The organism is Streptomyces sp. NBC_01384 (assembly GCF_045040035.1).
Taxonomy (GTDB): Bacteria; Actinomycetota; Actinomycetes; order Streptomycetales; family Streptomycetaceae; genus Streptomyces.
The window spans coordinates 6,607,839-6,627,142 of record NZ_CP109559.1 but is presented as its reverse complement, the minus strand read 5'-3'; the positions used below and the strand labels follow the sequence as shown (position 1 = coordinate 6,627,142).

The window sequence follows — 19,304 nt, the reverse complement described above, 5'->3', positions numbered from 1 at the left end:
ACAGCCCCGCGCCCCCAGGTGCCGGTCACCGGGCTCGGGGGTCAGACCGCGTGCGTCCGCAGTGCCTCCGGCAGCTCCCCCGCGTACACGATCCCCAGCGCCTGCGTGGCCCGCGTCAGCGCGACATACAGGTCGCTCGTCCCGTACCGCGCCGGTTCGACCACCAGGACGGAGTCGAACTCCAGGCCCTTGGCCTGACGGGGATCGAGGAGGACGACCGCGCGGGTCAGGTCGGGTTCCTCGCCCGCCGTCACGCCGTCCAGGCGGGCGGCGAGCGAGGTGTGCAGTTCGCGGGGTGCGATCACCGCGAGCCGCCCCTCGGTGGGGGTGAGTTCGGCGACGGCCTTCGCGACGGTGCCGGGCAGGTCCTCCCCGGCGGGGCGCGCCCAGGGCCGTACCCCTGTCGACCGCACGGAACGCGGCGGCTCGAAGTCCGGGTGCTCGGCGCGCAGTACGCCCGCGGCCACGTCCATGATCTCGGCCGGGGTGCGGTAGTTGACGGCGAGCCGCGTGTGCTCCCAGCGGTCCTCCACGTAGGGAGAAAGAATCTCCTTCCACGATCCGACGCCCGCCGCCTCCGCCGTCTGCGCGGGGTCGCCGACCAGCGTCATCGAACGGGTCGGGCTGCGCCGCATCAGCAGGCGCCAGGCCATCGGCGAGAGTTCCTGTGCCTCGTCGACGATGATGTGGCCGAACGCCCAGGTCCGGTCGGCGCCCGCCCGCTCGGCGGCGCTGCGGTGGTCCTCCTCCTCGTGCCGTTCGGCCATCCGCTCGGCGTCGATGATGTTGTGCGCGGACAGAACCTCGGAGTCCTCCTCGTCCTTGTCCTCGAACTCGTAGGTACGGGAGGCGTAGGACACGTCCAACACGCCCTGTGCGTACGCCACTTGGGCTCGGCGTTCCTGGTCGGCCAGGGCCCGGGCCACCCGGTCGTCCTCGCCGAGCAGTTCGGCGGCCTCGTCGAGGAGGGGGACGTCGGCGGTGGTCCAGGCCCGGGTGACCGGGCGGCGGATCGCGGCCGCGTCCTCGTCCGAGACGTATCCGTCCGGGTCCGCGAGGAAGTCGGCGACCAGGCGCTGCGGGGTCAGTCGCGGCCACAACTGGCCGATGGCCGACCAGACCTCGGGGTTCTCGGCCAGGTCGTCGCGGATCTGCGTGATGTCGCTCGCGTCGAGCAGGTTCGTGCCGTCGAAGGGATCGGTGCCGATGCGCTCGGCCAGCATGTCGGTGAGCGTGTTGAGGATGTGGCCCTCGAAGTACTCGCGGGCCACGTTGTGCGGCAGCTTCGCCTCGCGGGTGCGCTCACGGGCGACCTGGACGAGCCCCGCGTCGAGCATCAGGATGTCCCGGTCGTGCTCGATCGCGATGACCGGGTCGGGCAGCACCTGCCGGTCGCGGACCACGGCGGCGAGCACCTCGGCCATGTCGGCACGGCCCTTCACCGCCGCGGCCCGCGGGGTGTCGATGGCCGTCGCCTTCACGCCGGGGAACAGTTCGCCGACGGTCGCGAGCAGCACGCCCGTCTCGCCGAGCGAGGGCAGCACCTCGCCGATGTAACCGAGGAATGCCGGGTTCGGGCCGACGATGAGGACGGCGCGCTTGGCGAGCAGTTCCCGGTACTCGTAGAGGAGGTACGCGGCGCGGTGCAGTGCCACGGCGGTCTTGCCGGTGCCGGGGCCGCCCTCCACCACCAGCACGCCCTTGTACGGGGCGCGGATGATCTGGTCCTGCTCGGCCTGGATGGTCTGCACGATGTCGCTCATGCGGCCGGTGCGCGCCGAGTTGAGCGCGGCCAGCAGTACGGCGTCGCCGGTCGGGTCCTCGTGGCCGGTGCGTTCCTGGTCGCCGAGGTCGAGGATCTCGTCGTGCAGGTCGGTCACCCGGCGGCCGTCGGTGGTGATGTGCCGGCGGCGGCGCAGGTCCATCGGTGTGTGGCCGGTGGCGAGGTAGAAGGGGCGGGCGACCGGGGCCCGCCAGTCGATGAGGATGGGGGTGTGCTCGGTGTCGTCGGCGCGGATGCCGATGCGGCCGATGTGGTGGCTGACGCCGGAGGTGAGATCGATCCGGCCGAAGCAGAGCGAGCCGTCCACGGCGTTCAGCGCGGCGAGCAGGCCTGAGCGCTCGGCGACGAGTACGTCCCGTTCGAGCCTGGCCTGCATGGGCGTGTTGCCCTGCGCGAGCGCGTCGCCGACGGAGGCTTCGGTGTCGCCCCGCAGCACGTCCACGCGCGCGTACAACCCGTCGATGAATTCCTGCTCGTGCCGCAATTCATCATCGGGAAATTCTGCGTTTGCGCCCCTGTTTGACAATTCCACTCCCGCCCGGATATACTGTGCTCAGTGAACTTCTTCGCGACCATATTCCCTCGAAGTCGCGAACCACTCAATATACGCAAGGAAATCCCCCGAGCGCAATTGCTCGGGGGATTTCCTGTGTCATCAGCGCCTGCGACGAGCAGTTACAGCACGTCGGACAGTTCCTCCAGCAGCCGCCGCTTGGGCCGGGCGCCCACCATCGACCTCACCGGCTCGCCGCCGCGGAACACCATGAACGTGGGCATCGACAGCACCCGGTAGGCGTTCGTCGTCAGCGGGTTCGTGTCCACGTCCAGCTGGACCACCTTGAGCCGCTCGCCCTCCTCCGCCGCGAGGGCGCTCAGTACCGGCCCCATCTGCCGGCACGGCGGGCACCAGTCGGCCGTGAACTCCACCAGCACGGGCAGCTCCGCGCCGATCACCTCCGTCTCGAAGTCCGCGTCCGTCACCGAAGCCACGCCTGCCACCTTCATCACCGCGTCCGCCCTCCCAGTTCGCATACGGGGTCCGGGCCGCCCGGAACCTCCGCCTCGGCCGCCAGCTCCTCACGCGCCCGCTCGGCCCGCGCCAACTGCGCGCCGACCTCGGCCCGTACGGCCCGCAACTCACCGATCAGCGCGTCGAGCTCGCCCAGCTTGCGCCGGTAGACTGCGAGCGAGGCCGGACAGGAGTCCCCCTCCGGGTGCCCCGCCCGCAGGCACTCCACGAAGGGCCGCGTCTCCTCCAGGTCGAACCCGAAGTCCTGCAGCGTCCTGATCTGCCGCAGCAGCTTCAGGTCGTGCTCGTCGTACGTCCGGTACCCGTTCTCGCCCCGCCGCGCGGGCAACAGTCCCCGCGACTCGTAGTAGCGCAGAGTCCGCGTGGTGGTCCCGGCCCTCGCCGCCAGCTCGCCGATTCGCATGCGTTGACGGTATTCCTTGACGCCGACGTCAACGCAAACAGTTCCGCAGCACTTCGAAGCGCTCCGGAGCGCTCCGGAGCGCTCCGAAGCACCCCGTTCGCATTCCCCAACGCACCGTCAGGCGACACCGCTACTCGGGCTCCCCGAGCGTCCGGACCTTCGTGCGGCCAAACCAAAGACGAGACCACCGACCATGAACCAGGGATTCCACAGCAGCAGCGTCCACAGCCGCTGTTCCGGGCTTACGTCTATTTCCGAGCCCGCAGCGTCGGTCAGCAGCAGCACCTCGAGGGCGATGCCACGTATTAGCAGCACAGCGCAGACACACCACCCCAGGGCCTTGACCACTCGTCCTGCCAGACCATGAGGCCGCGGCCTGGCGAGAAGCCATCCCAGCACACCGCCGACAAGGCACAGCAATCCCACGCCCCACAAGCCCACCGCCACGAACCACCCGGGGCGTTCCTCGGCCAGGGGCCCCGCCGAGACACTGAGGCCCCAACTGCCGCCCAGCGCCCAGTAAAAATGGAGCACGGCGAAAGCGACCGCCCAGGCACACGCGATGCATCCCCATAACCCCGGCGTTGTCCTGTCATGCGGATCTTCATACATAGCGAGGAGCATGTCACTGCTGCGGCACGCCGCCACCAACGTCGCGAGAAACCAGCACGCCCACCTTCCAGTCGGCCACAACGTGCGACCGAACACATCGGACTTGGACGTCGACATGAACGACTCGCTGCTGGGCGCCACCGCCCAGGCCCTGCTGTGGATGTCGGTCGCCCCGGCGTACCTCGACGAGGTCGCGCGCACGCTCGCCGGCCATGCCGAACTGGCCTTCGTGGCCGCGACCACCGGCCCGACCAACCTGGTCGCCCAGGCCCTGTGTCCCGACCCGGCCGCCCTGCACACCTATCTGACCCGCCGCCTGGGCGCGCTGGAGGCGATCCGTACGCTGGAGACGGCCCCTGTCCTGCGCACCCTCAAGGCGGCGGGCCCCGTGATCAGAAACAGCGGCGGTAGGCGCTGACGCCGCGTAGGGCGCCGTCAGACGTGGGCCACCACGCCCGCCGACTCCTCCACCTCCAGCAGCGACGCGCTGTGCCGCTCCTCGTCGAACGCCTTGCGCCCGCCGCGCAGCCCGAAGAGACGTTTGGCGAGGGCGATGTAGAGGACGGCGAGGATGTTGAGGACGAGGGTGACGATCTTCAGATAGCTGACGTGGTCGGTGAGTTCGTAGATCTCCAGGGGCAGGAAGGCGGCGGTGGCGACCACTGTCAGGTACTCCGCCCAGCGCTTGGCGTACCAGAGGCCGCCCGCCTCGACGAGTTCGATCAGCGCGTACGCCAGCAGCAGCGCGGCCACCAGGACCAGCGTGGAGTGCTTGTAGCCGAAGGACTTCTGGATGGTGCCGACGACCGGTGAGTGGTCGAGGTCGTAGTGGAAGTGCTTGAAGACCGGCCGGAAGACGTTGAGGTTCTCGTCGAAGAGCCGGCGTACCGAGTCCTGGCTGTTGCTGAACTTCCACACCGCCGCCGCGACCAGCACGATGAACACCCCGCGCACGGCCCGCTCGACCGCCAGGAAGCGCAGGATGAACAGATCACGCAGCACCTTGCCGCGCGGCACCAGCGGCGCCTCGTCCGCCGGACCCGATCCATGCGGTTCGCCCAGCGCGAAGTCGCCGCAGCGCAGACAGCGCCAGGCCTCGCCGAGGCTTGTCCCGGCGCGCAGCCGCTCGCGCAGTTCCGGCTCGTCGGGCACGTACGTCACATGGCCGCGCCGCGCGCATGTCCGCCGGTCCCAGTCGATCTTCATACTCCGTGCCCTCCGCAGAACCCGCCGCCCTGCCGTGCCGGTCAGTCCGGCGCGGCACGGTAGTGCATGTTCTACGAGACGGGGGCCCGAGGGTCACGGTTCCGAGGGTCCCGAAGGCTCACGCCTTTCCTCAGGTCGCCTCTCGCGCCACCGAACTGGTGACCAAGCTGAGCGATTGAGTTTTTGAGCTTCTTCGTCGCACTTCTTCGGCAATACGTCGCGCTTCTTCGGCAATACACCGAGCGGCCAGGTCTACGGGGGGAGAACCTGGCCGCTCGGCGGCTTGAGGGGGCGCCCCGCAAGGGGCGCGGGGCTGTGTCATCATGCGGCTCCGCCGCGTGGGCGCGACCGGCCACAGCGAACCCGCGGTTTACGCACGGCGCCCAGCGGGGCGCTTACGCCTTCGCGAGCTCCTTCTCCCCGCCCTGCTCGGGCACCTCCGCACCGACGACATCGGCGTCATCGGCGTCATCGTCATCGCTGTCCAACAGCGTCGTCTCGTCGAACGGCAGCTCACCGGCCAGAACCCGGTTCACCCGCTCCTTGTCGACCTCACCCGTCCAGGTACCGATGAGGAGCGTCGCGACCGCGTTGCCCGCGAAGTTGGTGACCGCACGCGCCTCGCTCATGAACCGGTCGATACCGATGATCAGACCGACACCGTCGACCAGCGCGGGCTTGTGCGACTGCAGACCGCTGGCCAGGACGGCGATACCGGAGCCGGAGACACCCGCCGCGCCCTTCGAGGCGATCATCATGAAGAGCAGCAGACCGATCTGCTGACCGATGCTCATCGGCTGGTCCATCGCGTCGGCGATGAACAGCGAGGCCATGGTCAGGTAGATCATCGTGCCGTCGAGGTTGAAGGAGTAGCCGGTCGGCACGGTGATGCCGACGACCGGGCGGCTGACACCCAAGTGTTCCATCTTGGCGATGAGCCGCGGCAGCGCGGACTCGGACGACGAGGTGGAGACGATCAGGATGAACTCCCGGCCGAGGTACTTCAGCAGCTGGAAGAGGTTGACCTTGGCGACCAGCTTCGTCAGCGTGCCGAGCACGATGACGATGAACAGCGCACAGGTGATGTAGAAGCCGAGCATGATCGTGCCCAGCGCCTTCAGCGCGTCCATGCCGGTCTCGCCGACGACGGCCGCCATGGCACCGAAGGCGCCGACGGGCGCGGCCCACATGATCATGCCGAGGATGCGGAAGACCAGCTTCTGGATGTGCTCGACCCCGCGCAGCACCGGCTCACCCGTACGGCCCATGGCCTGCAGCGCGAACCCCACGAGCAGGGCGATGAGCAGCGTCTGGAGCACCGAGCCCTCGGTGAAGGCCGAGACGAAGGTGGTCGGGATGATCCCGAGGAGGAAGTCGACAGGACCCTCGGCGGCGGCCTTGGCCTGCGTGTGTCCGACGCCCTTCACGGCCTCGGTCAGGTGCATGCCGCTGCCCGGGTGGATGATGTTGCCCACGACCAGGCCGATGGCCAGCGCCACGAACGACATGCCGATGAAGTAGCCGAGCGCGAGCCCGCCGACCTTGCCGACCTGGGCGGCCTTCCGTACCGAGCCGACGCCGAGCACGATCGTGCAGAAGATGATCGGGGAGATCATCATCTTGATGAGGCTCACGAAGCCCGTGCCGATCGGCTTGAGCTCCTTGGCGAAGTCCGGCGCGGCGAACCCGACGCCGATGCCGAGCAGAACCGCGATGATCACCGCGATGTAGAGATAGTGGGTGCGGTCCCGCTTGGCGGCGGGTGCGGCAGGTGCCGTTTGGCTGCTGGCCACGGCTGCCCTCCTTGACGACGTCATCGGCATCATCCGGCGTGCGGCTCACGTCCGGCGGAACCCGGTGTGCGGCTCACTCCGGGGGATCCGACCGGGAGCCTGACTCCCTGGCCGGAACCGGGAGGCGTGCTCCCGGGGGTGTGGTGACTATCTCCCGCCCTGTGAGGGCGGTCACCCTTCCGTTCATTTAGTTCACGTTTGTAAGGAGAGGCAGACTGACGACATGCGCTTCCCCCCTGTCCCGCGACCCCGCAGCCTGGCCGGCCAGCTCTTCGCCATGCAGGCCGTGCTCATCGCGGTGCTCGTCGCCGGGTACGCGCTGTTCACGTACGTCAGCGACCGCAGCCAGGCGGAGGACGCGGCGGGCCGCCAGGCCATGGCCGTCGCCCGTTCGGTCGCCGACGCCCCGTCCGTCCGCACCGCCATCCGCACCACGAACCCCACGAAGGACCTCCAGCCGTACGCCCTCCAGGTGCAGCGGGACACCGGCGTCGACTTCGTGACGATCATGAACCCGCAGGGCATCCGCTGGACCCACCCCGACGAGACGCTGATAGGCAAGCACTTCCTCGGCCACATCGGCCCCGCCCTGAACGGCAGGTCCTTCACGGAGACGTACACCGGCAGCCTGGGCGCGTCCGTCCGCGCCGTCACCCCGATCCTGGACAACGGCCACATCGTCGGCCTGGTCAGCGCGGGCATCAAGGTCGAGGCGATCACCCAGCGCGTACAGGACCAGGTGACGGCGCTGGTAGGTGTCGCGGGCACCGCCCTCGCGCTCGGCGGCATCGGTACGTACGTCATCAACGCCCGGCTGCGCCGCTCCACCCACGGGATGAACGCGGCCGAGCTCAGCCGTATGCACGACTACCACCAGGCCGCGCTGCACGCCGTACGCGAGGGGCTGCTGATGCTGGACGGGCAGTACAGGGTGGCGCTGATGAACGACGGCGGGCGGGAGCTGCTGGGGGTGACGGACGAGGTGGTCGGCCGTTCCGTGGCCGAGCTCGGCCTGCCCGCGCCGCTCACGGGCGCGCTGCTGTCGGCGGAGCCACGGGTGGACGAGGTGCACCTGACGGCCTCGCGCGTGCTGGTCGTGAACACCTCCCCGGTGTCCGGCGGCGAGCGCCGCGGCACGGTGGTCACCCTGCGCGATGTGACCGAACTCCAGTCCCTGATGGGCGAGTTGGACTCCGAGCGCGGCTTCACCCAGGCGCTGCGCTCACAGGCGCACGAGGCCGCGAACCGACTCCACACCGTCGTCTCGCTGATCGAACTGGGCCGCGCGGAGGAGGCGGTCGAGTTCGCCACGGCCGAACTCGAACTGGCGCAGGCACTCACCGACGAGGTGATCTCGGCGGTCAGCGAACCGGTCATCGCCGCCCTGCTGCTGGGCAAGGCGGCGCAGGCGAACGAGCGGGGCGTGGAGCTGGTGGTGTCGGAGGAGAGCGGCATCGACGACGATCTGCTGTCGACCGGCCTTCCGGCCCGTGACCTGGTGACCGTGCTGGGCAATCTGATCGACAACGCGATGGACGCGGCGCAGGGCACGGTCGGTGCGCGGGTGACCGTCACGGCCTTCACGGACGACTCCGGGCTGGTGCTGCGGGTCGCCGACACCGGCGCCGGGGTGGACCCGGCCCACGCGGAGGCGGTCTTCCAGCGCGGCTGGTCCACCAAACCGGCGGGACCCGGCGGCCGGGGCCTCGGTCTGGCTCTCGTACGCCAGGCCGTGAGCCGTCACGACGGCACGCTGACGGTGGCGGAGGCGGCCGGGGGCGGGGCGGAGTTCGAGGTACGGCTGCCATTGCCTACGGTGGCTTCGGACACCCCTGCCCCATCCGTGTCGGGGGCTGCCGAAGGATCGGCCCCGGCCACCGCCGAAGGGGCCCCCGCCGAGCCCGAGTCCGCCCAGCACGCCTTGCCTGGAGGCGACGTATGACCGCCGACCCCGCCGACCCCATCCGCGTACTCGTCGTCGAGGACGACCCGGTCGCCGCCGACGCGCACGTCATGTACGTCGGCCGGGTGCCCGGCTTCACGGCGGTCGGCAAGGCGCACACGGGCGCGGAGGCGCGCCGCGCCCTGGACCGTACGCCGGTGGACCTGCTGCTGCTCGACCTGCACCTGCCCGACGTGCACGGACTGCAGCTCGCCCGCTCCCTGCGCGCCGCCGGCTACCACGCGGACGTGATCGCGGTGACGTCCGCGCGGGACCTCGCGGTCGTACGGGAAGGGGTCTCGCTCGGCGTCGTCCAGTACGTCCTGAAGCCCTTCACCTTCGCCACCCTGCGCGACCGCCTGGTCCGGTACGCCGAGTTCCACGCGGCGGTGGGCGAGGCGAGCGGCCAGGACGAGGTGGACCGCGCCCTGGCCACCCTGCGCGCCCCGGGTCCGGCGGCGCTCCCCAAGGGTCTGAGCGCACCGACGCTGGAACGGGTCACCCGGGCGCTGCGGGACCGCGCCGAGGGCCTGACGGCGGCCGGGGTCGCGGAGTCGGTCGGCATCTCCCGGATCACGGCCCGGCGCTACCTGGAGCACCTGGTGGACTCGGGCCGGGCGGCGCGGGCCCCGCAGTACGGGCAGGTGGGGCGGCCGGAGTTGCAGTACCGGTGGGTGAAGGCCTGACCGGAGGCCGCGGGATCAGCGGCGACTCCCCGCGTACGACACGATCTGGCTCCCCAGCCCTACCACCGCAAGCCCTTCGACCACCGAGAGCACGAGCAGCCCCAGCCCTGCGACCTCGCCGCCGCTCCAGTACACGACGAGCCCGGCGAGCGGCACGAGGCAGAAGGCGAGCAGGTCGACCACGCACTGGACGGCTTTGCGTGATGCCCGGCGGGTATCGCCGCGATGGGCCGGCGCCCCAAGCCGAGGGTCTCCAACGCTGGAACAACAGCCGCCCCGCCCCACGCCTCACCCCCTCCCGACCCCCACCCCCGCAAACTGGGTCTTCAAAGTTGAGCGGTGCAGTCCTCTGCCGGCGCCTGCCTGGGTGCACCTCGACCACGAGAATGTGACACTTCAGCGCCGAGTGTCACATCCCTGCGAGTCACACGCCGGGCTCCGGCGCTCCTCGCACACCGCTCAACTTCGAGGACCCCGCAAACTCCCGAGCCCCCCACCCAGGCAACACCGCCCACATCCGCGTCCCACCCCCGGGTTCCCGAGCCTCCCCAAACCCCCACTCCCCACCACAAACCCGCACCACGCACCCCAACACCCGCAGCGCCGCCCGCCTCCGCGCATCGCAAGCCGCCGCCAGCCGCGGATGACCGTGCCGAGGATGCCCGTCGAAGAGGACCACCCTCAACGCCCCCTCCCGATAACGCAGCGACACATACACCTCGACATCCGGAGTGAACCGACAAGCACAAGCCGCCAGTTCAGCCACCACTTGAACCGCCGCCTCCGCCATCTCCTCCAGCTCATGCGTCTGTAGAACCACCCGCGTCGCCGCCCGCGCAACCCGCGAACTCGCCGCCCCGGCGGGCAACGTGAAGCTGTACGCGAGCGTGTCCGGGGTCGGCGGCGCCGACACCCCCATGTCGGTCGAGAGGGGACAGGCCGAAGCGGCCAACGATGCGGACATGACGAACTCCCTTGATCTACAGCGGTCTTGACGCGTGCGTACGGCCCAACCAGTGGCCTGTCTCCCTGGCACGACCCCGCCCCTCCCAGGGGAGGAGAACGCAGGCAGGCTCGCGCGATGCACTTCCGACGACGTCGGGCCGTAAGCGACTAGTCACTGACTGTAGAGCATGGTCGGAGTACATGTACTACTCTTTGAGGAAGATCCCGGTGGACCGATCACACACCCCGACGGCAGACTGACCCCGCCACACATCCGACCGGGAGGGGACACATGCCGCCCAGGAGCACGCCGACAGAGCGGCAGCGGCGACTCGGCGCGGAGTTGCGCAGGATGCGCGCCGCAGCCGGGATGACGACGGAGCACGCCGCCGGACTGCTCGGCGTCCCCCGCACGAACGTGCCCAACATGGAGTCGGGCCGCTCCGGCATCAGCGCCGACCGCGTCCGCACCCTGGCAAGCAACTACGGATGCACGGACGAGGAGTTCGTCGAGGCGCTGGCCACCATGACCGCCGGGCGCGAGAAGGGCTGGTGGGAGGCGTACCGGGGTCAACTCCCCGACGGCTTGCTTGATATCGCCGAGATGGAATGGCACGCGCGGCGAATGCGGATCGCGGTCACCGTGCACCTGCCGGGGCTGCTCCAGACCGAGGAACACGCCCGCGCCGTCTTTGAAGCCGTAATCCCACCCCTGCCCCAGTCCGACGTCGACGCACGCGTCGCCCACCGCGTCGACCGGCAACAGGTACTCGACCGCCCCGAGCCCCCACACCTCGACGTGATCCTCCACGAGGCCGCCCTCCGCATGGAGTTCGGCGGACCGGCCGTCGCGCGACGGCAACTGGAGCACCTGCTGCACATGTCCGAGCGCGAGACCGTGACCGTACGCGTCATCCCGTTCAAGGCGGGCAGCTTCCCCGGCGCCGGGCAGTCCGTCGTCTTCGCCGAGTCGACCGTCCCTCGCCTCGACACCGTGGAACTGGACAGCACACATGGCCCGGAGTTCATCGACACCGAGGCACAGTTGCACAAGTACCGGGCCCAGCTCGACGCCGCCGAGTCCGTGGCCCTCGCCCCCACGGCCTCAGTCGACTTCATCCGTACCCTCGCCGACGATCTCTAGGAGAACCCGTGCCCGACATCACCTGGGAAGACCCCTACTGCGGTGAAGGCGCCAACTGCTTCCGCATAGGCACCGACCAAAACAACAACGCCTACATCGCCATCGCCGGCCAAGAAGACCAGTACGTCACCGACACCCTCGAAGCCCTCCGTACCCTCATCCAGGACATCAAGGCCGGAAAGGCCGACCACCTCCTCTAGTACTCCAGCCGGACTTCTAGATTTTCCCTGGTCAACGGCCTGGCGGCAGGGAGTTCAGCGGGTGCGCGGCGGGTGCGGGACGGTCTTGCCGGGGCCGTCCCGAAAGCCGCTGCATCGGCCCTGGGCGGGCATGGCCGGCCTGTTCGGCCAGCCGCCAGCAATTCTTCCGTTCGATACCCGACAGCAGCCCGAGCGCGAAGGCGCGGGCGGTCGCGCGCGGCTCCACCTGCCGGAACCGGCCCGCGATCCGGGCCATGGCCTGGTCGAACATCGCTCGCCAACGGGCTGCGTCTACGCTGCGGCCCGCGGCCACGCACGATCTTCAGGAGTCCACACAACCCCCGATGATCCCGCGGTGGCCGTTCCCATTCTCACGCGGACCCAGCGCAAGATCGCGAGGTCACAACTCGGCTGGAGGCCCCGTGCCCCGGGATTTCCGTTTGACAGGAGGATGCCGGAGGTTTCCGCTTGATGGGAGGGCGCCGGCGCGCTGCGCTGCGCCTGTGTGTCGAACCGAAAGAGGCCGTTATGCAAACGGATCCGTCGCACTCGACTTCCGCACAGGTGGAGGGCGGTTCGGTTGTGGGGCTGTGGCGCTACCCGGTGAAGTCGATGCTGGGGGAGGAATTGAACGCGTCCGAGATCACGGAGTGCGGGCTGGTCGGGGATCGGCAATTCGCCATTGTCGATGCAGCGACGGGAAAGGTTGCGGGCGCGAAGAATCCGCACAAATGGGGCAATTTCTTCGATTTTCGCGCCGCGTACGTGGAGCCTCCGCGGGCGGGATCGAAGTTGCCTGTCGTCCGACTGACCTTGCCCGACGGGACTGCCGTGACGAGCAACCAGCCCCACCTGGCGCAGATCCTCTCCAAAGCACTCGGCCGGGAGGTCACGCTTGTGAGGGCGCGGGGCGAGGGAGAGTTGTCGGGCGCGACGGCCGAGGAGTACTGGCCGGACGTGGAGGGTCTCGACCACAGAGACACCGTGACCGAGTGGGAACTGCCGACGGGGACGTTTTTCGATCTCGCCGTCGTGCACTTGGTGACGACGGCGACGATCGACCGGCTGCGCGTGCTGTATCCCGAGGGGCGGTTCGAGGTTCGGCGGTTTCGGCCGAACATTGTCGTGGCAACCGACCCGGACGAGCAGGGCTTCGTGGAGAACGACTGGATCGGTCGCACGGTGGCGATCGGTGGCGAGGTCCGCTTGCGGATCACCGGCCCCTGCCCTCGCTGCGTCATGACCACGCTGCCGCAGGGCGACCTGCCGCGGGACGTCGGCATCCTGCGTACGGCAGCGCAGCACAATCAGGCGAATGTGGGGATCTACGCCGACGTTATCGCGGGCGGCGCAATCCGGCGTGGCGATCACGTCACGCTCGCGTGATTCGGATATGAATCACCGTAAATCCGGAGGAAGCGAACATGGGAGTGCGATCGGCTTCGCTCTACGAGCGGCTGGGTGGCATTTACAGCATTGCCACCGTCGTTGACGATTTCATCGATCGGATCATGGTTGACGATCGACTGAACGTGAATCCTCGCGTCGACGAGGCGCACCATCGCGTGTTGCCGCCGGGGTTCAAGTACCTGGTGACGGAAATGGTCGGTGAAGCGGCCGAGGGGCCGCAGCGATACTCGGGGCGCACGATGGAAGAAACCCATCGTGACCTGCTGATCACGGGCGACGAGTGGGAGGCGTTCATCGACGACCTCAACCAGACGCTCGACAAGTTTGAGGTGGCGCAGCAGGAACGGTCGGAGTTGCTCGCCATCGTCGAGAGCACCCGGGACGCCATCGTTGTCGGACCGGCGTCCTGAGCCGGAGGAAGCACCGGCCCTCGCCGCTGACGCCGAACCGACGCGGTACACCCAGCCTGCGGCGCCGACCCGATACGCCTGTGCGCCCCGGAGGTCCGCCACCTCCCCGGGGCACTGCTGAACCCGCCGAGCGCGTCCCCGAGCAGATGCCTTCACCGCCCCGGCCGCCGACCACTGCGGCCCTCTCGGCAAGCTCGTCAACAACCGGCTCGGCCTCCCGGCGACGACCGGAAATGCCTTCACCATGTCCGCGTACTACACCTTCAAGACCTACGACCAGCTCCCACCCCGCTGACCCGGCTCACCCACTTCTCACCCACCTGAGAAGGAACTCATCAGCCACACCTTGGTGTGACCATGCCGCTTAACTAGCTTTTACCCGCATGAGCCGCAGACCTCTCGCCGCCCTCTCGGTCACCGCCCTCGTCGCCGGCGGCCTCTGGTTCGCCGTGGCGCCGCAGGACCGGGCAGCCGCGACCGAATCAACCACCAGCGGCATCAACGCCCCCTACCTCTACCTCGGTTGGGGCAATCCCCCGTCCCCCACCAGAGTCATGTCGGCCACCGGCGCCACCCAGTTCACCCTCGCCTTCGTCCTCTCCGACGGCACCTGCACCCCGAAGTGGGACGGCGAGCGGGGGCTCAAGAACGGGACCGACGCGGCCGCCATCAAGGCCATCCGCAAGGCCGGCGGCGACGTCACCGTCTCCTTCGGCGGAGCCGGCGGCGCCAAGCTGGGCGAGAAGTGCTCGACATCCACCGCCCTCGCCGCCGCCTACCAGAAAGTCATCGACGCCTACGCCCTCCACTCCATCGACATCGACCTCGAATCCACCGAGTTCACCCGCGCCACCGTGCGCAAGCGCGTCGTCGGCGCCCTCAAGACCGTCAAGAAGAACAACCCCGGCCTCAAGGTGTACGTCACCTTCACCACCGGAACCGACGGACCAGGCACGAACGGCACCGACCTCATCCGCCGCGCCGCCGCCGCGCACCTCACCGTCGACGCCTGGACCGTCATGCCGTTCGACTTCGAACAAGGCACGACCGACACCGACATGCCCGCGGCCACCGAGTCATCCGTGAACGCCCTCAAGGACATCGTCGCCCACGCCTACGACGTGTCCTCCTCCACCGCCTACCGCCACACCGGCTTCTCCGCCATGAACGGCACCACCGACTCCACCGGCGAGACGGTCACCGTCGCCGGCTTCAGGAAGATGCTGACGTACGCCACGAAACACCACCTCGCCCGCGTCTCCGTCTGGTCCGTGAACCGCGACCGCGCCTGCGCCGAGGCCACCACCGACGCCGACGCCTGCAGCGGCATCGCCCAGACGGCGTACGCCTTCACGAAGGCGCTGGCGGGCTACACCGGCTGACCAGGGCCGGGGATGGGACGGGACGGGACGGGACAAGGATGGGACAGGACCGGAACGGACGGAAACGGATAGGGCCGCAAGGGCAAACCCGCATGTTCCCACAATCCGTGATTGTGGCCGAACAGGCCGTAGTCACCACTGTCCCGACCCCATACTTTGTGCGCGTGCACCGACCGCAGGCCCATCGGCCCACCCCGCCCTTCAACGCCCCGGCCGCCCGCAGGCTGAGGGCCGCGCTCGGCATGAGACCTGAGCACGTCGCGTACGGAATGAGAGCCTCGTACGGGCTGCCGTACGTCACCCCCGACCTCGTCACCGCCTGGGAACGCGGGACGGTCAGCCCCAGCGGACCCGAACTCACCGCGCTCGCCAGCGTGTTGTGGTGCTCGCCGGGTGAACTCGTCGGCGCGCCGCGCACCTTGCGCGAGCACCGCGTCTCGCGCGGCCTCGCCCAGGAGGACATCGCCCGTGCTGTCGGCCTCGAACTCCTGGCGTACCAGCGGATGGAGGAGGCCGACGAGTGGCGGGGCAACGACCGACAGTCGGCCCTGCTCGCCGACGCGCTCGAGTTGTCCCTGCGGGACTTCGTCACCGTCACGGGGCGCGACGGCAAGCTCGCCGAACTGCTGCGCGGCGCGGTGACGACGCGCCGGCAGGCGTACGTCCGTCCGGTCGGGAAGATGATCCCGCTGGACCGGCGCCTCCTGGAGGACGTCCTCCAGGAGATGCACACGGAGTACCAGGGGCAGACGGCCGCCACGCTCAGCTGGGGCGGCGGAGCGGCCACCGCCGACGCCGACGACTCCGGCCGCGACTTCCTCGACCGGATCGTCGATCATTTCTGGTCAATGGTCCAGAGAAACACGTACTGAGCCCCGGGCACGTACCGCGCCGGGGCGCCCCCGTGGGTCCGGGGCGCCCGCCCACACGTACGGCTCAGAACACCGACTCCGCCTCGTCCATCCGGTCCTTCGGCACCGTCTTCAGCTCCGTGACCGCCTCCGCCAGCGGCACCATCAGCACGTCCGTCCCCCGCAGCGCCGTCATCCGCCCGAAGTCACCCCGGTGCGCGGCCTCCACCGCATGCCATCCGAACCGCGTGGCGAGCACCCGGTCGTACGCGGTCGGCGTGCCACCGCGCTGCACATGGCCGAGAATGACCGGCTTGGCCTCCTTGCCGAGGCGCCGCTCCAGCTCGTACGCCAGCGCCGTACCGATGCCCTGGAAGCGCTCGTGGCCGAACTGGTCGATCTCGCCGTGGCCGTAGTCCATGGTGCCCTCGGCGGGGTGCGCGCCCTCGGCGACGCAGATGACCGCGAACTTCTTGCCGCGGGCGAAGCGCTCCTCGACCATCGCCACCACGTCGGCCGGGTCGAAGGGGCGCTCGGGCAGGCAGATGCCGTGGGCGCCGGCCGCCATGCCGGACTCCAGGGCGATCCAGCCCGCGTGCCGGCCCATGACCTCGACGACCATCACGCGCTGGTGGGACTCGGCGGTGGTCTTGAGGCGGTCCATGGCCTCCGTGGCCACGCCCACCGCCGTGTCGAAGCCGAAGGTGCGGTCCGTCGAGGAGATGTCGTTGTCGATCGTCTTCGGGACGCCGACCACCGGCAGACCCGCGTCCGACAGCATCCGGGCGGCGGTCAGCGTGCCCTCGCCGCCGATCGGGATCAGCGCGTCGATGCCGAACTCGCGGGCCATGTCCTGCGCGTTCTCGCAGGCCTCGCGGAGCCGGTCGCGCTGCAGTCGCGAGGAGCCGAGGATGGTGCCGCCACGGGCCAGAATGCCGCTGACCGCGTTGAGGTCGAGGGTGCGGTAGCGGCCGTCGAGCAAGCCCGCGTAGCCGTCCTCGAAGCCGATGACCTCGTCCCCGAAGTTGGTGACCGCTCGGTGCACGACCGACCGGATCACTGCGTTCAGGCCCGGGCAGTCGCCGCCTGCGGTGAGAACTCCGATACGCATCGTGCTGTGTCTCCTGCTCGCTGCTGGTTCGTGTGAGCCGGTCCGATTGTTTCACGGCGCGGAGGGCTCCGCCGATTCCCCCCACCCGGATCCGTCCGCCCTCCCGACCCCCGCTCCGGTCTCACCGGGGTGTCACCAGGGTGCCACCAGGGCGTTTGCCCTGACGGGCGCCTTAACCATCCTCAGAGGTATTGTCAAGAGGGTTCTGCTCACCCTGGTGGGCTATTTTGCCCAGCCCAAAAGATCCGGCACACCTCACCACACCTCAAGCCTCACCACACCTCAAGCCATGGATGGAGACCACGCGTGACCCGCAGCGTCTACGTGACCGGGATCGACCGCGGAGACGGCCGCCAGGTCGTCGAACTGGGGGTCATGGAGCTCCTGACTCGCCAGGTCGACCGGGTGGGTGTGTTCCGTCCGCTCGTCCACGACGGCCCGGACCGGCTCTTCGAACTGCTGCGCGCCCGCTACCGGCTGACCCAGGACCCGGCGACCGTCTACGGCATGGACTACCACGAGGCGTCCGCGCTCCAGGCCGAGCAGGGGGCGGACGAGCTGGTCTCCACCCTCGTCGACCGTTTTCATCGCGTCGCCCGTGACTACGACGTCGTCCTCGTCCTCGGCACCGACTTCGCCGACACCCAGTTCCCGGACGAGCTGGCGCTGAACGCCCGGCTGGCGAACGAGTTCGGCGCCTCCGTGATCCCGGTCGTCGGCGGCCGGGGGCAGACCGCCGAGTCCGTACGCGCCGAGACCCGCAACGCCTACCGCGCGTACGACGGGCTCGGCTGCGACGTGCTCGCCATGGTCGTGAACCGGGTGGCCCCGATCGACCGCGCCGACATCAGCGAGCGGCTCGACTCCCGCCTCCCCGTGCCCTGTTACATCCTCCCGGACGAGCCCGCGCTCTCCGCGCCCACCGTCGCGCAGATCACCCACGCACTCGGCGGCAAGGTGCTCCTCGGCGACGACGCGGGGCTGGCCCGGGACGCGCTCGACTTCGTCTTCGGCGGCGCGATGCTGCCGAACTTCCTGAACGCCCTGACCCCCGGCTGCCTCGTCGTCACCCCGGGCGACCGCGCCGACCTGGTCGTCGGTTCGCTCGCCGCGCACAGCGCGGGCACCCCGCCCATAGCCGGCGTCCTGCTCACCCTGAACGAGCGGCCCAGCGACGAGGTCCTCACCCTCGCCGCCCGCCTCGCCCCCGGCACCCCGGTGATCTCGGTGGCCGGGAACTCCTTCCCCACCGCGGCCGAACTCTTCACCCTGGAGGGGAAGTTGAACGCCGCCACGCCGCGCAAGGCGGAGACCGCCCTCGGCCTCTTCGAGCGGCACGTGGACACGAGTGACCTGCTGAAGCGCGTCTCCGCGCCGAGCAGTGACCGCGTGACGCCCATGATGTTCGAGCACAAACTCCTCGAACAGGCCCGCTCCGACAAGCGCCGCGTCGTGCTCCCCGAGGGCACCGAGGCCCGCGTCCTGCACGCCACCGAGGTGCTGCTGCGCCGGGGCGTGTGCGACCTGACACTGCTCGGCCCTGTCGACCAGATCCGCAAGAAGGCCGCCGACCTCGGCATCGACCTGGGCGGCTGCCAGCTGATCGACCCGGCGACCTCCCCGCTGCGCGACCGCTTCGCCGAGAAGTACGCCGCCCTGCGCGCCCACAAGGGCGTCACCGTCGAGCTGGCGTACGACGTCGTCGCCGACGTGAACTACTTCGGCACCCTGATGGTCCAGGAGGGCCTCGCCGACGGCATGGTCTCCGGCTCCGTGCACTCCACCGCCGCCACCATCCGGCCCGCCTTCGAGATCATCAAGACCAAGCCGGACACCAAGATCGTCTCGTCCGTCTTCTTCATGTGCCTCGCCGACAAGGTCCTCGTCTACGGCGACTGCGCCGTCAACCCCGACCCGAACGCCGAGCAGCTCTGCGACATCGCCATCCAGTCGGCCGCCACCGCCGAACAGTTCGGCGTCGAGCCGCGGATCGCGATGCTGTCGTACTCGACGGGTACGTCCGGGTCGGGCGCCGACGTCGACAAGGTGCGCGAGGCCACCGACCTGGTGCGGCTGCGGCGCGACGACCTGAAGATCGAGGGGCCGATCCAGTACGACGCCGCGGTCGAGCCGACCGTCGCGGCGACCAAGCTGCCGGACTCCGAGGTCGCCGGGCAGGCGTCCGTGCTGATCTTCCCCGACCTCAACACCGGCAACAACACCTACAAGGCCGTACAGCGCTCGGCCGGCGCCATCGCCGTCGGCCCGGTCCTGCAGGGCCTGCGCAAGCCCGTCAACGACCTGTCCCGCGGCGCGCTGGTACAGGACATCGTCAACACGGTCGCGATCACGGCGATCCAGGCCCAGACTCCGAACAAGGCATGACCTCCACCGTC

19 protein-coding genes are annotated in these 19,304 nt (G+C 69.5%); 10 read left to right on the top strand and 9 right to left on the bottom strand.

The features are described 5' to 3' along the window. Positions 1 to 41: 41 nt before the first annotated feature. The 4 genes from OG747_RS30480 to OG747_RS30465 form a co-directional block, all read right to left on the bottom strand. Positions 42 to 2,267 (bottom strand): HelD family protein, encoded by a 2,226-nt coding sequence (locus OG747_RS30480; RefSeq protein WP_405882571.1) that lies wholly within the window; start codon positions 2,265 to 2,267, stop codon positions 42 to 44. A 191-nt stretch (positions 2,268 to 2,458) separates the two neighbouring features. Next, the gene (locus OG747_RS30475) at positions 2,459 to 2,773 is read right to left on the bottom strand and encodes a thioredoxin family protein (RefSeq protein WP_405882570.1); all 315 of its coding nucleotides are present in this window, start codon (positions 2,771 to 2,773) and stop codon (positions 2,459 to 2,461) included. A 14-nt stretch (positions 2,774 to 2,787) separates the two neighbouring features. Then, positions 2,788 to 3,216, bottom strand: coding sequence for a MerR family transcriptional regulator (locus OG747_RS30470; protein WP_405882569.1), 429 nt, complete (start codon positions 3,214 to 3,216; stop codon positions 2,788 to 2,790). Between the two features lie 117 nt (positions 3,217 to 3,333). After that, positions 3,334 to 3,828 (bottom strand): DUF3995 domain-containing protein, encoded by a 495-nt coding sequence (locus OG747_RS30465; RefSeq protein WP_405882568.1) that lies wholly within the window; start codon positions 3,826 to 3,828, stop codon positions 3,334 to 3,336. 10 nt (positions 3,829 to 3,838) lie between these two features. Between OG747_RS30465 and OG747_RS30460 the strand changes: the two genes are divergently transcribed. After that, the gene (locus tag OG747_RS30460) at positions 3,839 to 4,246 is read left to right on the top strand and encodes an Lrp/AsnC family transcriptional regulator (RefSeq protein WP_405882567.1); all 408 of its coding nucleotides are present in this window, start codon (positions 3,839 to 3,841) and stop codon (positions 4,244 to 4,246) included. Positions 4,247 to 4,263: 17 nt separating this feature from the next. Here OG747_RS30460 and OG747_RS30455 read toward each other — a convergent pair whose 3' ends face one another. After that, positions 4,264 to 5,034, bottom strand: coding sequence for a DUF2127 domain-containing protein (locus OG747_RS30455; protein ID WP_405882566.1), 771 nt, complete (start codon positions 5,032 to 5,034; stop codon positions 4,264 to 4,266). Between the two features lie 395 nt (positions 5,035 to 5,429). Then, positions 5,430 to 6,860 carry a cation:dicarboxylate symporter family transporter gene (locus OG747_RS30450; RefSeq protein ID WP_405882565.1) on the bottom strand — a complete coding sequence of 477 codons (1,431 nt, stop codon included), beginning with the start codon at positions 6,858 to 6,860 and terminating at the stop codon, positions 5,430 to 5,432. 190 nt (positions 6,861 to 7,050) lie between these two features. Between OG747_RS30450 and OG747_RS30445 the strand changes: the two genes are divergently transcribed. Together OG747_RS30445 and OG747_RS30440 are read left to right on the top strand one after the other, a co-directional pair. After that, the gene (locus OG747_RS30445) at positions 7,051 to 8,769 is read left to right on the top strand and encodes an ATP-binding protein (protein WP_405882564.1); all 1,719 of its coding nucleotides are present in this window, start codon (positions 7,051 to 7,053) and stop codon (positions 8,767 to 8,769) included. Continuing rightward, complete coding sequence (locus tag OG747_RS30440; RefSeq protein WP_405882563.1) at positions 8,766 to 9,455, top strand: response regulator; 690 nt, start codon at positions 8,766 to 8,768, stop codon at positions 9,453 to 9,455. The genes OG747_RS30445 and OG747_RS30440 overlap by 4 nt, the downstream gene beginning before the upstream one ends. 15 nt (positions 9,456 to 9,470) lie before the next feature. On the opposite strand, the gene OG747_RS30435 is transcribed toward OG747_RS30440, so the two are convergent. Continuing rightward, a complete protein-coding gene (locus tag OG747_RS30435; RefSeq protein WP_405882562.1) occupies positions 9,471 to 9,638 on the bottom strand; it encodes a hypothetical protein in 168 nt (55 codons plus the stop codon). Positions 9,639 to 10,692: 1,054 nt separating this feature from the next. On the opposite strand from OG747_RS30435, the gene OG747_RS30430 reads away from it, so the two are divergent. Both OG747_RS30430 and OG747_RS30425 read left to right on the top strand, forming a co-directional pair. Continuing rightward, positions 10,693 to 11,544: a helix-turn-helix domain-containing protein gene (locus OG747_RS30430; protein WP_405882561.1), complete on the top strand. Its 852-nt coding sequence runs from the start codon at positions 10,693 to 10,695 to the stop codon at positions 11,542 to 11,544. 8 nt (positions 11,545 to 11,552) lie between these two features. Next, complete coding sequence (locus tag OG747_RS30425) at positions 11,553 to 11,744, top strand: hypothetical protein (RefSeq protein ID WP_405882560.1); 192 nt, start codon at positions 11,553 to 11,555, stop codon at positions 11,742 to 11,744. A gap of 31 nt (positions 11,745 to 11,775) precedes the next feature. Here OG747_RS30425 and OG747_RS30420 read toward each other — a convergent pair whose 3' ends face one another. After that, on the bottom strand, positions 11,776 to 12,015 hold the full coding sequence (locus OG747_RS30420) for a hypothetical protein (protein WP_405882559.1): 240 nt from the start codon (positions 12,013 to 12,015) through the stop codon (positions 11,776 to 11,778). A gap of 257 nt (positions 12,016 to 12,272) precedes the next feature. Here OG747_RS30420 and OG747_RS30415 point away from each other — a divergent pair, with 257 nt between their 5' ends. The 4 genes from OG747_RS30415 (at position 12,273) to OG747_RS30400 (ending at position 15,818) form a co-directional block, all read left to right on the top strand. Further along, entirely contained in the window at positions 12,273 to 13,130 is an 858-nt protein-coding gene (locus OG747_RS30415) for an MOSC domain-containing protein (RefSeq protein WP_405882558.1), read from the top strand. A 38-nt stretch (positions 13,131 to 13,168) separates the two neighbouring features. Continuing rightward, complete coding sequence (locus tag OG747_RS30410; protein ID WP_405882557.1) at positions 13,169 to 13,564, top strand: group 1 truncated hemoglobin; 396 nt, start codon at positions 13,169 to 13,171, stop codon at positions 13,562 to 13,564. Between the two features lie 383 nt (positions 13,565 to 13,947). Then, complete coding sequence (locus OG747_RS30405) at positions 13,948 to 14,946, top strand: chitinase (protein ID WP_405882556.1); 999 nt, start codon at positions 13,948 to 13,950, stop codon at positions 14,944 to 14,946. Between the two features lie 158 nt (positions 14,947 to 15,104). After that, complete coding sequence (locus OG747_RS30400) at positions 15,105 to 15,818, top strand: helix-turn-helix domain-containing protein (protein WP_405882555.1); 714 nt, start codon at positions 15,105 to 15,107, stop codon at positions 15,816 to 15,818. Between the two features lie 64 nt (positions 15,819 to 15,882). Here the strand turns inward: OG747_RS30400 and OG747_RS30395 are convergent, their stop codons facing one another. After that, on the bottom strand, positions 15,883 to 16,908 hold the full coding sequence (locus tag OG747_RS30395) for an ATP-dependent 6-phosphofructokinase (RefSeq protein ID WP_405882554.1): 1,026 nt from the start codon (positions 16,906 to 16,908) through the stop codon (positions 15,883 to 15,885). A gap of 306 nt (positions 16,909 to 17,214) precedes the next feature. Here OG747_RS30395 and pta point away from each other — a divergent pair, with 306 nt between their 5' ends. Continuing rightward, positions 17,215 to 19,293, top strand: coding sequence for a phosphate acetyltransferase (gene pta / locus OG747_RS30390; RefSeq protein ID WP_405882553.1), 2,079 nt, complete (start codon positions 17,215 to 17,217; stop codon positions 19,291 to 19,293). Positions 19,294 to 19,304 lie beyond the last annotated feature (11 nt).